Raw genomic sequence first — 13,996 nt, forward strand, 5'->3', positions numbered from 1 at the left:
TCCCATCAATGCTGAACATCTGTGCATCTGTCTGACAATGCTAAACGCCCCTGAGAAAGACGATTTCCATGCAAGACGCCCCACAAAAACTGACATGGGTTTCCTGTCGTTTTGACGAGATGACCCCGCATCAGGTTTACAGCCTGCTAAAGTTGCGCCAGCAAATCTTTATCATCGAACAGGAATGCATTTTCCCCGAGATTGATGGTCTTGATCCGCTTTGCGATCACATCATTGCCCTTGATGGGGAGACTGTTCTCGCCGCCGTTCGCATCGTCGGACCGGGCATTGATCCTGATCATGTAGAACAAGGCGACCGACCTGCGATTGGCCGTGTCGTGGCAAGTGAAGTTTTGCGGGGGAAGGGGATGGGGCGCCAATTGATGACCCATGCGATTGACCATTGCGATCAAAAGTTTTCCGGCAAGGCGATCTATCTTAATGCGCAGCTATATCTAAAGAAGTTCTACGAAGACATTGGCTTTATTCAGTTTGGCGAGGTGTACGAGGAAGACGGCATTCCTCACATTTGTATGGAACGCCCGGCGTAATCTGCTTCTTGATACATTGATATGGGGGACGGAATTGCGCTGATTGTTAGGGATCAGCGCAAGCCGGTCGTTGTCATCCCGGTAAAGAATTCCAGCTGCCAGTTCATGTCATCCTCGCTAAGCGGGTATTGATTGCCGTTGCGTGGATTAAGCGTCTGACTTGGCGGGACGTGGCCCAATTTGACCTGAATTTTAACGGCAAGGTCGGCAGGCAGCCCGGCTTTCCATGTCAGGGCAACAACCCCTTTGGCTGAATGCGTGTTGAGCACCTTTGTCACAGCTTCCGGGGGAATACCGGCAAGAACGGAAAGGGCCGCACGGGCGAATTTAACATCATTGGCGGCAAGGGCTTTGGCGACTTCCTTGTCGGTCAGCTTCTTTTTGGCGTGCATGGCAACCGCCTTGTCATAGGCTGGTTCTTCTTCCTCTTCTCCGGCAGCCGCCGTTGCCGCATCCTTGCCATCGGCTTTGCCTTTGACCGATTCAGCTGGCGCGCCTTTTTTGGCTTTATTCTTGGGCTCTTCGGCAGGGGCTTCGCGTTTTTCGAACTCGCCAGATGCAATTCGACGCTGGACGACTTCGCGCACGGCCTCGAGTTGGTCTTTCTTAAGGTCCTTGCGCCGTTCAAGTACGCTGATCAGGTTTTCTGCAACAAACCGGGCAAGTTTACCCGCCGCAGTTGGTGGCAGTTCCGGGCGCTCGACCAATGGCTGGTGCCATTCTGGATAATCAGGGGCACGGTCAATCAGTTGATCAAGGGTTTCTTCGCGGATTTGTGCCGAACGGTTGCCCAAAAGATGCGAAATGGCATCTTTGTCACTGCTCGCAGCAATGGCATCAGCCAGTTTTTCGCCGACATTGCGTCGACGCGAGACAAAGCTCAGCGCGCCGCGACCAGAACTCCCCTCGATGATTTCAAGAAGGTCGTCTTCGCTTAGAACCGGCGAATATTGCAAGACCGGACCACACACGACACTTTCGGCATCACGCGCAAGCTGCTGAATGATCGGCTGCGGGGCGTCGGCGATGTCTTTAAGTGTTTGGGAAATAACCTGACGAACATGGACGGCCTGATCGCGCGCCAGTTTATCAAGTGCCTCATAGGTCATACGGCGGAGTTTGTCGCTTTCGTTTGGCGTCAGGCCAGCCGAAAGATGGGCGATTTTTTCGGCAAGGCTGCCACGAACGCTGTCATCTGTATCGTCGGTTAGAAAGACGTCAGCTTGCACCGGGGTTGCTTCGTTGGCGGCAATATGCCGACGCACCGAAGAATCGGTGTCGTTGGCAAGGAAATACAGGATTTCAGGGCGCGTATCATGGCGCTGGGCAAGCGTTCCTCGCACACCGGCATCAGGACTTGCCGCCATTTCCTTGGCTTCGTCGTAGGTGATGGGGGTTTCGCGTCGCTTGGTGAATACCCGCTGCAAAAATCCCTTCATCGGGCATTCCTCCTAATCTTCGATCTTAGCCGAATTGGTTGTACCGGGGGCAGATGCAATGCCAAAGCGGCCCTTGCCGAGTTTTTTAACTTGATACATCGTTTGGTCAGCACGCTGCACAAGGAGTTCCAAATCTTCTTTCGAACCGGCTTCATGCACGGCAATCCCCACTGATATGCCCAGCGGATGGTCCTTGTCACCGGAATACTTCGAAAGTATGGCGCTTTCTTTCATCAGTGTCTTGGCACGATTTGAGGCGGCCGCCACATCAGCACCTTCAAGCCATAAGACAAACTCGTCGCCACCCAGCCGCGCAACCAGATCTGATGGGCGGACATTTTCTTCGAGCACCTTGGTTAAGGCCAGAATGGCTTCATCTCCAACCTGATGTCCGTGGATGTCGTTGACCATTTTGAAGTTGTCCATATCGACATACATCAACGATGCTGGCTCAAGGTCGCGTTGCAGGCGGCTGTGACGGCGTTTGAGTTCATCAAAGAATGCCCGGCGGTTCAGAAGTCCAGTCATACCATCTGTACGTGACAAGGTCAGAATGCGTTCATGCTGAATTGCCTGTTCGATGGCGATGCCGATTTGATCAGCAACTTCCGTCATGATCGCACGTTCGCCGTCATTGGGGTCCGGATGATTACTATCAAACAGGAAGATGACTGCACCATTGTTACGCTGGTGATAGTGGCAGGGCAGGGCAAAGACATGCCATGTGTCAATCTGGGCGTCGAAAACTTCGCCCGATTGCTGGAGTTTCGCTAGTGCCTGTCTGGAAATCTCGTTTGCGTCTTTGTTGTCATCACCTGCTGCGATCTCCAGTTCGTTGGTTTCATCATTGCGTTTGAAAATGACACAATTTGCGCAGGCCAGTGCGCGTGTGCTGGCCTCCGACGCGCCCTTAAGAACCATCAACGGATCAATTTCATCACGCATGGTCCGCACGATATACGTCATCAGTCGATCACGGTTTCGCGCGATCGACACTTCGCTTTCGCGGCGGCGTTGTTCAGTGATGTCATGCGCAAGCCCGCGGGTGCCGATCCATTTTCCTTCGCGCGAATAAACCGGTGTTGACGATACTGCAAGACAGGCATCATTGCCGTTTGACCGGCGCAACCATACCGGAACATCGCGCACGGCCTTCTGGGTGCGGAAAACGTGCTCGGCATCCTGATCGGCGATATCAAGAATGAAATGACGTGGAAAACGGTCGACGATTTCTTCGGCGCGATAGCCAAGTGCACCGCGCGGCGAAACAAAGATAAACTTGCCGTTTTCGTCGGTTTCCCAGGCAAATGCAGACGATACTTCGACAATGTCGCGATACCGTTGCCGCGAATCAATCAGGGCTTCTCGCAAGTTGCGGTCCATGCTGACATCGCGCGGCAGCAACATCACATGGTTGTTGGTCGTCGGAAGCGCTGTTAACTCAAGTGTGGCTGTGCCGCGCTGAACTTCAAAGGTCAACATTTCAACCACACCGCCGGGTGTAGTTAACGCGCGGCGGATCAGTTGGTAAATTTCGGGAAACAACCCGTCGCGAATACCATTGGCAAAACCAACCGCATTCTTATTGGCAAACAATGGAACGCCATGCGCGTCCATGACAATCACTGGTGCTTCGGCATCTGCCATCACCTTTGGATCAAGCGCAAAGACTTCTGCGTCGTAACCTGTCAGGTCGTCACTATTATGGTCGATGGGGGCAGGATGACGGGTGTTCATGATCGTCCTCCTGAAACTGTTTGACTGCGATCTGTATTGCTTGAGCCCATTTCAAGGTCGCTGTTGGTTGGAGTACTGCCAATGGTTACCGGCGGGCCAAGGTAATACCCTTGACCATAATCAATCCCAAGCTCGCAGACCATCTCGTAACTGGCCTGATCATGGATCATTTCTGCAATCGTATGAATGCCAAGATCACGGCAAAGAAGGGCCGTTGCCTTAAGGAATGCGCGGCCTTTGGGGTTGGCAAGCGCTGTTCGCATTGCACCGCCGTCAAACTTGATGATGTCAACGTCAAGGGCACTCAGATATTCAAAATTGGCCGCCCCGGCGCCAAAATCATCAAGACAAATTTCGTGACCGCGTGCGCGCAGTTTCTGCAGGCCATTGTTCACGTCCTTAAGCCCACGAATGCGCGATGTTTCGGTTACTTCAAACAGAACATGTTCCGATCTAATATCATACTGATCGAGAAGGCTGATCAAATCAGGCAAGAAATCAGCTTGTTCAAGCGAATGCCCCGAAAGGTTAACCGCGACCGGATAGGGGATTTTATCAGGTGTGTCACGTACATGGTCGAGAACCTTGCGGCTCATCGCTAGATCAAATTCTGTAATCAGGCCCGTGCCCTCGGCAAAGTGTATGATTTGATCAACAGCAAGTGGGCTACTGCCATTGGTGAAGCGTGCCAGGGCTTCGAAATGGTGCATTTCCTGACTGCCCAAATGAACAATCGGTTGCAGGGCGACAGCAAATGAACCGTTTTCAACGATCTCACGAAAAGCCCGAACGGATTTTAATGTTTCCTGAATAAGGTGAGGCAAGCTGGCCGACAGGCGTTCGGCCGATACATCGCTTTGGCTTCGGTGCTGCATACGGTTAAGCGCATAGGCGACTGCGCGTGTCAGGTTGGTTTCACGATCATTGTCGCCACCAACAAAGTTTTCTGTGGTGTCAAACTGATGAAAATTCCGCGCACTTTCATAGTCGCTGCCAAACATATCCTTGTTAGATGATGTGGTCTTCTGTGTGCTGGTGACGGTTTCTGCCATGCCGTTGGTCAGAGACAATAACGCATCTGTCGTTTCACCCGTAGTGGCATCGCCAAGATCAACACGCAATGCGCTGGCATAGGCAACGATCCGGCGTTCAAGTTCGATCATCGGTTCATCAACCGGGTGGATCGGGTCTGATGTACGCTTACTCGCAGATGCAAACAAGTTCGATGATTGCACGGCACGCATGCCAATCAAGTGGGCTAATTCGTTGGTTGCGGCTGTTTCGGCCTGTGATCGTGATGCCGCCAGATTTTCAAGCACCACCAGTGCTTCGCTGTGATATTTCGACGATATATGATCAAGGCTTCGGGCCACCGACAGCGTGTCTGATCCGCGTTTTTGTTCTTGAACCGCACTTTGCAAGATCAATCGATCAATACCTGAACGTGCACGCGGGCGGATGGCCCGGTGGCGTGCTGCAATGTAATATCGGCTAGCTGGATTGGCGATCATATAACCGCTCAGTGACAGCGGTACGATATCCTGTGCCGGAGTGCCATCTGCATCAAACAGTTGGAAATCAAGATCAAGCTCTTCAAGCCGTTTTAGGCCAGATCCGCTGTGCAGGTAAGCCCGCAACAGTGGGCGTTCCGACTTCACAACAAGCTTTTCAAGCGCTTCGCCAATCAGACGGTCCGGGGTGCAACCCAAAAGGCTTTCGGTGGCACCGGCAACAAACAGCACATATCCGTTTTCATCAACTTCCAGCAGCATGTCTGCCCAGCAAAATGCCATTGCAGCCAAAAGGTCCAGATCGTTCGTTTCCGCTGAATAGCCAACGCTGTCTGTCATTGAGGACCCATCATCAAAAACGCCTGATTCACGTAGGCATAGTATTACCTGTCCATACTAAATAGCAATTCCGCAAGGGATTATGAAGGATTTGCATTTCATTCGGTCAAAAAAATCAAACGACTAGGGTCTGATCTCAACTCAACGATTGAAATGGTCACGATGCAATAGCTCTTAAAAGCCCCAAGATCCGAAAGACGTCAGAATGATCGACTACGTGTGTCTTCAATCCTCTTTGTCGGAGAAATGCCCCAGACAGCGGCGTTTCCTCAGAATGTCTTGATCGTTCTGGTGCCATTTTTCCATTGAGTTGAGTTTAGACCCTAGTCATCGACGGGGGCTGGCCTAGTCGGTTTTTATAGATGTCGTTAAAACAGGTGTTTTTAATGACAATGAAAATTAGGGTTTTATATCCAGCGCAAAATTTTCGCTGCGGCACCTTACCTGTGATCGCGAATCAGGTGAGCAATATAAGGGTTGCATAAATTAATGATTGTTGTTGGACGAGAGTGCGTGCCAATCTTGGGTTATGTTCTTTGGCGTTTGTGGATGGTTGACAGTGCCGTGTGCAGATACTTTTTATGATTGATTGGGGAAATTATGCAGCATCGAAACATCAATCGGCGTCATTTTATCAAATCTGTTCTGTTGGGGAGCAGTGCAATTGCTCTATCGACAAGGGTGGGGCTCAAAGCAGCCGGAGCGCTTGAAAATACTTCTGTAATTGTTGTCGGCGCAGGGATAGCCGGGCTCGGTGCTGCTGATATGTTGCGCAAGAATGGCGCAAGAGTAACTATTCTTGAAGCAAAACCTCATATCGGCGGCCGGTTACTCACCGATTGGTCTTTAGGCGCGCCATTTGAGGTCGGTGCGGGCTGGATACATGGTCCATCCTCCGACAATCCCACCAAGCAACTGGCGGACGCCGTGGGGGCAAGTTACGTGGTCACAGAAGATGAAAATGCCTGGTACTTTGATCCTGAAGGATATGAATACGACGATGACGAATTTGAACGCATTGTTAGTTCCTGGGAGGGAGTTCTTGACTACATCGACAGCAACTACGAGGAAAACGATCCACGCAGCTTGCTACAAGCGATCAAGGATTATCGCCCTGACTACTTGAATGATCCGGGAATCATGTGGGCGTTTTCCGCGTTTACAGAGTTTTCCAAAGGTGGTGCAATAGAAAAGCTCTCAGCCCCTCTTTTCAATTGGGATAGCGCGTTCGATGGTGCTGATGTTGTTGTCACATCTGGCTACGATGAATTGCTTAAACCACTCGCTCAGGGACTTGATATCAAACTATCCCATGATGTAACAGTGATCGACTATGACAATGATGATAAAGTGATTGTCAAAACCGACAAGGGATCGTTTGAGGCCGACTATTGCATTTGCTCTGTGCCGCTTGGCGTGCTGAAAGCTGGCAAAATGAAATTCAGTCCCGAATTATCCGGTGATTATAAGCTTTCGATTGAAAAGCTTGGTTTTGGCAGTGTCACCAAACTAGCTCTGAAGTTTGACAAACCTTTTTGGGATATTGAAACACAGTACTTTGGTGCAGCTACAGAACCTAAAGGCCGTTGGAATTATTGGCTTAATTACAGAACTTTCTCGGATGAGAACATTTTACTTGGGCTTAGCGTCGGTGACTATGCGCTTGAAGCGGATCGCATGAGCGACGAAGAAATGGTTGAAGATGCTCTCGAGGTCTTGCGCAATATTTGGGAAGATGACGTGACAGACCCGATTGAGGTGCTGGCCACTCATTGGTCAACCGATCCGTTTACCTTAGGGGCCTACACGTTTCCGCAACCGGGCAATCGTAAGTCAGATTTTGATGATTTGTCTGATCCGATTGCAAATCGTCTCTATCTTGCTGGTGAACATACAATCTTTGATTATGCAGGGACAACGCACGGTGCATACATGACCGGGTTACGTGCGGCAGAATACATCATTGATGAAGTATCCTAAGTTATGTGTAAGCAGCGCAGTAGCTTTGCTGGAAAGAGTGCCAAGCCTTGATTAAGCGGCGTTATGGTCAGTTTGGGCGGATTTTTGACTATCGCGGCCCGCGTGCTTGTTCTTATACATGTCTTTGTCAGCATCGCTTATCAGGTCGGAAATATCATTCTTGGTGGTGTAGACCGAAAAACCGAAACTGGCCTGAATACGAAGTGGCGTACCATGCCAGATCAGCGGGAAGCGTGCGGTTGCCTGTTGAAGCTGTTTAAGGCGTTTTTCTGCGGCATCCGGGTCGCTTCCGGTCATGAGGATGGCAAATTCGTCGCCACCAAACCGTGCAACAAAATCATCAGCCCGGGTATGAGTTCGCAGGTTTTGGCCAAAATGGCGCAAGACTGCGTCGCCCGCCGCGTGGCCGTGCTCGTCATTTACCTGTTTGAATCCATCAAGATCGGCGATCACCATAAGGCCCTTTTCGCCATTGCGCGCAGAGCGGGCAAGAGCTTCGCGGGTGCGGCGCATAAAGCCGCGACGGTTATACAGGCCGGTGAGTTCGTCGGTTTCGACCATTAGCTCAAGCTGGCGAATACGGTTTTGCTGCTGGTCCAGCCGGGCTTGCATGTCACGCGCCAGATCAACCAGCGTCGACAGTGCGTCGCTTTGCTCGGATTCCTCCGTCGCGCGATTGTTAATCGCAGTCTGTTGCTGAAATTCTTCAGCAAGTTCTGTCAGAAATTCGATTTGCGACTTTTCCATAACCCGTCTGGTAACCCATGACATCAGATTGCGAAACCCGTAAAAGGATGAATACCTTTTTACAGCTGGCTGCGTTACAAGAACCTTAACGCGACACGAAAGAGTTTGTGATGAAGAACAATCGTTCACACACAGGAGATTGAAGAATGAAGACCGGTTTAATGGCAGGGCTTTCAGGGAAAATTGCGATTCTTGCAGTCGCAGCGGCATTGTCAGCCTGTTCATTTATACAAAAGAACAATTTCACCATTGCCGGTGAAATTACGGATCAGGGGCAAGAATGCGTAACTTTCCGTGCCGATGATGGCACATTGTATGCGCTGGCGAACAAGGCAACGAAATTCCGCCCGGGCGATAAGGTTCGTGTCACGGGACATGAAGCCTTGATGACAACCTGCACCGAGGCGTCGACGCTTATTGTTGATAAGATCGTTTTGCTTGTGCCTGCGAAATAAATCGGGACTTTGCCTCGCCATCGTTTACGGACGGATGGCGAAACAATCAGTGCCGTCAGCAATAAGCTGACGGCATTTTTCATCGGCGGTTACCTGATTGGGAAAGCCCCCCAGACGAAGGCGATGAAAAATGCCTTTGCTTCCCAGGTTCGCCGTGGCGATTTCACGCGGGTGGGATTGGGCCAGGTCGGGATAGCGGATACGAAAACTGGCCCAATATGTTTGCGCACTGATGGTGTCGTGAAAGGCGCCAAGTTGTATCTGATACTGGCCCGTTGCCCGGCCAAGCGATGCGTTTTCAACGGATTGTGACGGTGTGGCTGCGACTGTCACAGTTTGCACCGGGGCAGGACGTTTGACTGCCGATGTTTTTTGGGGCGCCGAAGAGACTTTTGGTTTTTTAGGGGCTTGCTTGATAGCGCGCGGGGCTGTGCCGCTTATTGTCTGGTGATATTGCGCTGCTAACGACGGAACTTCTTCTAAGAATTCTGCTGAGTCGCTGATTGGGATGGTTCCGGGCAGCAGGCTTACCGGCTGTTTGGGATCGCGCACAGTTGAGGCATGCACAGGAATGTCTGTTGGAATGGCATCAATCCCGCTGATTGGTGCATCATCAGAATTTTGTTGTGCGATGGCCGCGTGTTGAGTGGCAATAGTCATCATAGAAAATGAAATTATGCTGGCTTTGCCGAAATTGAGAAACCCCCGCCATAAAACCACGCAAGGGTTATGCGAAGCGAGTTTCGCATAAGGTGGTCTATGGCAGGTGGGTTCTGACATTTTCTTAACGCTCGCCCCGTGGCGGATAGGCATATCTGTCACGCAATATAATGTCATTCTGGCGCAACCGTTCCATGGCCTTACCGTAAACACTTTCGGCCGGATATTGCCCGTCAGCACGGTCTCCAGATGGCATGCTGCTTAAAAGTTCAATCGCATCATTGATGTGTTCAATGGTCCAGATGTTGAACTTTCCCTGACGGATGGCTTGCACGACTTCTTCGCGCAAGACAACATTTTCGGCGTTTGGTTGCGGGATGATAACGCCCTGATCACCGGTAAAGCCCTGATCGGCACAAATGCGATAGAAACCTTCGATCTTATGCGAAATGCCGCCAACCGGCTGAGCTTCGCCAAACTGGTTCATCGAACCAGTTACGCCGATGTTTTGACGCATCGGAATGTTGGCAATCGACGAAATGATCGCGCAAAGCTCGGCCATTGATGCCGAATCGCCCTCTATCCCGCCGTAATTTTGCTCAAACGTAACGTTACATGCGAACGAAAGCGGGAATTGCTGAGCAAAGCGTGATTTCAGGAACCCTTCGATTGTCATGACCGACTTTTGCTGAAGCGGACCCGACATATCCACCATGCGTTCAATGTTTAAAACCCCAAGGCTACCGACATAGGAGCGTGCAGACACGCGCGCAGGCAGACCAAAGGCGTGATCGCCATAGTCGAGAACGGTGAGCGCGTTCACTTGACCGGCAACTGATCCGTAACTGTCAATCAGGATCTCCCTGCGTTGCACGCGTTCGTGGGATTTGTCTTCAAGGCGGCTGTTGCGGTGTCGGCGTTCTTCAATGGCTCGGCGCACGTCGGCAGCCCGAATGCTGTCACGGCCATCGGTTTTGGCAAGTGCGCCGGCTTCGGTGCCGACATCTTCCACCCGTTCGATCTGGGCGGTCAGTTTGTCGCGTTCGCCTGCCCAACGAGCGGCTTGGCCAAGAAGTTGGCGAATGGCCCCGTTATCGACCGGAATGCCGGACCGTGACAAGGCGGACTCGCGCAAGAGTCCGGTATAGATCGATATGTTGCGACCCGCAGCCGGCATATCGGCGTCAATATCGGCTTTGACCCGGAAATGGTTTCGGAAATCCACATCCAGCGAGAAGAAGCTGTAATAGAATTTCGGTGCCCCAACGATCACGACCTTAAGATCAAGCGGGATCGGGCGCGGCTCTGGCGCACCTGCGGTCGGTGGTCCGCCCTTATGGGTTTCTTCAATGCGGATTTCGCGGTCACGAAGGGCTGCCTTGAGGTAGCCCCAGCTGTCTTCATGTTCAAGTAGCGATTCAGCACGCAAAACCAAAACGCCACCATTAGCACGATGCAGCGCACCGGGCTTAATCAGGCTGAAATGCGGGTGCATCCCACCCCCCATTGGGCGGTACTGGATTTGCCCGAAAAGGTTGTCATAGCTTGGGCTTGGTTCCAGTACGACATCGGGGTGGGTATCGCGTGAATGATCGATTAAAAGATTAACCGCATAGCGATCATCCACGGTTTCGGGGATCTTGCCATCGCCACTTTCGATGGCGGGTTGATCGCTTTCTTCTTCAAAGGCATCAATATTATCAAGGATGTCTTTTTCAAGTGCTTCAAACCATGCCTTCAGGCCGGGGCTTGTGAATTTGTCGCGGAGTTTCTTGATGCGGGGTTTCAAAACCACCTTTGCGGCATCGCGGCGCAGGCTATCAAGGGTATCAGCGATTTGTTCTTCAAGGTCGCGGGTCGAAAGCAGGGTTTTGCGGGCTTCTTCGGCGACGTCTTCAAACGATTTTTCGGCCTCGCGACGGCGTTCCTTAGGGATTTCGTCAAGCGATACCGGCTCGCCTTCCTCGTTCAGGGCGACGATCATGACACCTTTTTCATTTTCCTGAACATCAAGGTCGCGTTCACGGGCGTATTCACGCAGGGCATCAAACTTTTCGCGCACCTGAGCACGGGCTTCTTCCGTTTGTGACTGGGTGTCGGTCAGATGTGCCGGGGCATTGAAGGCGGATGAAAAGGCTTCGCGCAGATGCGAAATCAGCGTTTCCATCGCCGTCATTAATTTGTGACCGTCACCGGCCGCCATCGCATAGGGGCGGGGCCGGTTGGTACGTGAGAAATTGTTTAGATATACCCAGTCATCAGGGGCCGCGCGTTCTTCCATGGCCTTGTTAAGGTAATCAAGCGTCGCGGTCATGCGGCCGGCCCGATCAAGTCCCAGAACAAAGATGTTGAACCCTGGTTCTTGCATGGAAAGCCCGAATTTCAGGGCCTCTGCGGCACGGTAATGCGATGAAAAATCAAAAATCTTTGGCGTTTGGTCTTTGTGTGGGCTTCTAATCCGAAAGTGCGGGAAACCGCAATCTTCTGCGTCGAGACGGGAAACTGGCATCTGCTGACTTTCTTCTGCCCAAGATAATAAATGGCGACGGGATTTTAGGCCGTGCGTCATATCTTGGAAGCAACGCAATACAGTGGTCAAGCGCTGCTTGGAGAAATTGTTGTTATCACAACAAAAATCATCGCCCCAAAGATCGCGGCGATTAAAAGAAAGACCAAAACAACAAGCTTTAAGTGCGTGATGGCAGGGGCGCGGTGCGCCCGAAGGTCCACGCCACGCCACACAACACCGCATCAGGTCACATTACATGACAACTGAATTGCCAAAATCGCTACTTTTAAGCAGTCGGTCGATTGTTTGAACCCCACGACGGAGCCGCTCAACCGACTTTTCGGCCCCAAAGCACAGGCGAAGCCCACGCGGGACCGGGCCGACAGCAAATTGCTGTGCCGCGGTTAACAACACACCGCTGTTGGCGGCGTTCATAACCAGTTCACCAGGGTCAATGTGGTCAGGAAGGTCAAGCCAGATGTGATAATTCGTCGGGTGCGATCGGATGTCGTATCCTTTGAGCGTACCAAGGATTATGGCAAGACGTTTGGCCGCTTCTTCACGGTGCCATGCTTCAAATTGTTGCAGGCTGCCATCCATGATCATCCGCGACACCAGTTCAAGGTTGATGGTTGAAACCATCCAGCAGGTTGCGCGGATGGCACTTGCCAGCTTGCCGATGAGTTCGCCCGGTGCATGGATATAACCAACGCGCAATCCGCCACCGATGCTTTTGGATACACCATCCAGGTAGATGCTGCGTTCTGGTGCAAAGCATGAAAGCGGGGGCGGGGCGTTCGGATCAAGGAAGTGGTAAATGCCGTCTTCTATCAAGGTCAAATCGTATTTGCGCAAGATTTCGGCGATATCAATGCGACGTTGCTGGCTCATGGTGCTGCACAGCGGATTGTGAAGGGTTGGCATCAGATAGATGGCGCGCGGACTGTGTGTGCGGCACAGGTTTTCCAAAACATCCGGGATGATGCCATCGTCATCCATTGCAACACCGCGCAGACGAAATTGCAGCAAATTGGCAAGGCTGCGCAAATTCGGATAGGTCATTTCTTCACAGAGAACCAGATCCCCGGGGCGAATGGTTGCCAGCAACGACACGGTCATGCCGTGCTGAACGCCTGCAGTCGGAACAACGCGTTCGGGGTTGTCGTCCAGCCCAAGTCGCCCAGCCGCAGCGGCAAGAGCCTTGCGCTGATGGGACATGCCATATTCCGACTTGTAGGTAACCATGTCGTCAAGCGGCATGGTTTGGGCAATTTCAAGCAACGTATTGCGCAAGTGATCATTCTGCGGCGGCAGAGGACAATTCATCCGAAAATTGATTGGTCCGGTGTTTTCGACTTCGACTTCCGGCGCGCCATGGCGCATCGGGCCGATGTTGTTGGTAAATGACGGTGGTAACGGCGTTGTTGCCGCCATGTCGAGTTGGGCCTGAATGTTATCAAGAACATACGTGCCGCGTCCGACTTCCCCGGCAACAAGCCCAATCCTTTCAGCTTCCCGATACGATCGGGTGATGGTCCCGACGGTAACACCCAGATGATAGGCGAGGTCACGGTGTGTGGGTAAGCGTTCGCCCGGCTTTAACGTGCCGTCGTCGACCGCCGTGCGGATGGCCTGTGCGATCTGTCGATAAACAGGACCACCGGCATCTTTAAGGTTTGGAAGCCATATTGTCATGGTGACAATGTTTAAATTGACACAATGACGATGTCAATGACAAAACAATATCGAGACAATTACCCGATAGGAGATGGATATGGTAAATTGTAACGATACAATTCGGATTTCCAATATCGGGGTCGATGATCGCAATGTGATGAACGGCCCCACGACGGTAAAGACCGTAACTTGGCGTTCAGCGATGATTGGCACTGCCATCTCCGTTGTCGAGAAGTTCCGCCATTTGCAAGAACGTGCGCGTGATCGTAAGGCATTGCAAAACCTTGATGATCACTTGCTTAAGGATATCGGAATGACGCGTGCCGAACTTGATCGGCAGTTGTCGCATTCACACTGGACCAATTTCCCCCCGCGCGGTTAGCCACTGCCG

11 protein-coding genes are annotated in these 13,996 nt (G+C 51.9%); 4 read left to right on the forward strand and 7 right to left on the reverse strand.

Annotation, left to right across the window (positions count from 1 at the left end; genetic code table 11):
• Positions 1–68 precede the first annotated feature (68 nt).
• The gene (locus tag K355_RS0102795) at positions 69–551 is read left to right on the forward strand and encodes a GNAT family N-acetyltransferase (protein ID WP_022730592.1); all 483 of its coding nucleotides are present in this window, start codon (positions 69–71) and stop codon (positions 549–551) included.
• Positions 552–604: 53 nt separating this feature from the next.
• On the opposite strand, the gene K355_RS0102800 is transcribed toward K355_RS0102795, so the two are convergent.
• The 3 genes from K355_RS0102800 to K355_RS0102810 are packed head-to-tail and all read right to left on the reverse strand — an operon-like array spanning position 605 to position 5,577.
• Entirely contained in the window at positions 605–1,990 is a 1,386-nt protein-coding gene (locus tag K355_RS0102800) for a DUF2336 domain-containing protein (RefSeq protein ID WP_022730593.1), read from the reverse strand.
• Positions 1,991–2,002: 12 nt separating this feature from the next.
• The gene (locus K355_RS0102805; RefSeq protein ID WP_022730594.1) at positions 2,003–3,727 is read right to left on the reverse strand and encodes a sensor domain-containing diguanylate cyclase; all 1,725 of its coding nucleotides are present in this window, start codon (positions 3,725–3,727) and stop codon (positions 2,003–2,005) included.
• Positions 3,724–5,577 carry an EAL domain-containing protein gene (locus tag K355_RS0102810; protein WP_022730595.1) on the reverse strand — a complete coding sequence of 618 codons (1,854 nt, stop codon included), beginning with the start codon at positions 5,575–5,577 and terminating at the stop codon, positions 3,724–3,726. The genes K355_RS0102805 and K355_RS0102810 overlap by 4 nt, the downstream gene beginning before the upstream one ends.
• A 600-nt stretch (positions 5,578–6,177) precedes the next feature.
• Here K355_RS0102810 and K355_RS0102815 point away from each other — a divergent pair.
• On the forward strand, positions 6,178–7,557 hold the full coding sequence (locus tag K355_RS0102815) for a flavin monoamine oxidase family protein (protein ID WP_022730596.1): 1,380 nt from the start codon (positions 6,178–6,180) through the stop codon (positions 7,555–7,557).
• A gap of 51 nt (positions 7,558–7,608) precedes the next feature.
• Here K355_RS0102815 and K355_RS0102820 read toward each other — a convergent pair whose 3' ends face one another.
• Positions 7,609–8,304 (reverse strand): GGDEF domain-containing protein, encoded by a 696-nt coding sequence (locus K355_RS0102820; RefSeq protein WP_022730597.1) that lies wholly within the window; start codon positions 8,302–8,304, stop codon positions 7,609–7,611.
• 146 nt (positions 8,305–8,450) lie between these two features.
• On the opposite strand from K355_RS0102820, the gene K355_RS0102825 reads away from it, so the two are divergent.
• The gene (locus tag K355_RS0102825) at positions 8,451–8,759 is read left to right on the forward strand and encodes a DUF5818 domain-containing protein (RefSeq protein WP_022730598.1); all 309 of its coding nucleotides are present in this window, start codon (positions 8,451–8,453) and stop codon (positions 8,757–8,759) included.
• A 24-nt stretch (positions 8,760–8,783) separates the two neighbouring features.
• Here the strand turns inward: K355_RS0102825 and K355_RS0102830 are convergent, their stop codons facing one another.
• The 3 genes from K355_RS0102830 to K355_RS0102840 form a co-directional block, all read right to left on the reverse strand.
• A complete protein-coding gene (locus tag K355_RS0102830; protein WP_081649439.1) occupies positions 8,784–9,596 on the reverse strand; it encodes an SPOR domain-containing protein in 813 nt (270 codons plus the stop codon).
• Entirely contained in the window at positions 9,544–11,928 is a 2,385-nt protein-coding gene (locus tag K355_RS0102835) for a Lon protease family protein (protein WP_022730600.1), read from the reverse strand. Before K355_RS0102835 ends, K355_RS0102830 begins: the two co-directional genes overlap by 53 nt.
• Positions 11,929–12,180: 252 nt before the next feature.
• Entirely contained in the window at positions 12,181–13,623 is a 1,443-nt protein-coding gene (locus K355_RS0102840; RefSeq protein ID WP_022730601.1) for an aminotransferase-like domain-containing protein, read from the reverse strand.
• Positions 13,624–13,702: 79 nt separating this feature from the next.
• Here K355_RS0102840 and K355_RS0102845 point away from each other — a divergent pair, with 79 nt between their 5' ends.
• Positions 13,703–13,987, forward strand: a complete 285-nt coding sequence (locus tag K355_RS0102845) for a DUF1127 domain-containing protein (RefSeq protein WP_022730602.1) — start codon at positions 13,703–13,705, stop codon at positions 13,985–13,987.
• Positions 13,988–13,996: the final 9 nt, after the last annotated feature.

Source organism: Thalassospira lucentensis MCCC 1A00383 = DSM 14000 (assembly GCF_000421265.1).
GTDB lineage: Bacteria > Pseudomonadota > Alphaproteobacteria > Rhodospirillales > Thalassospiraceae > Thalassospira > Thalassospira lucentensis.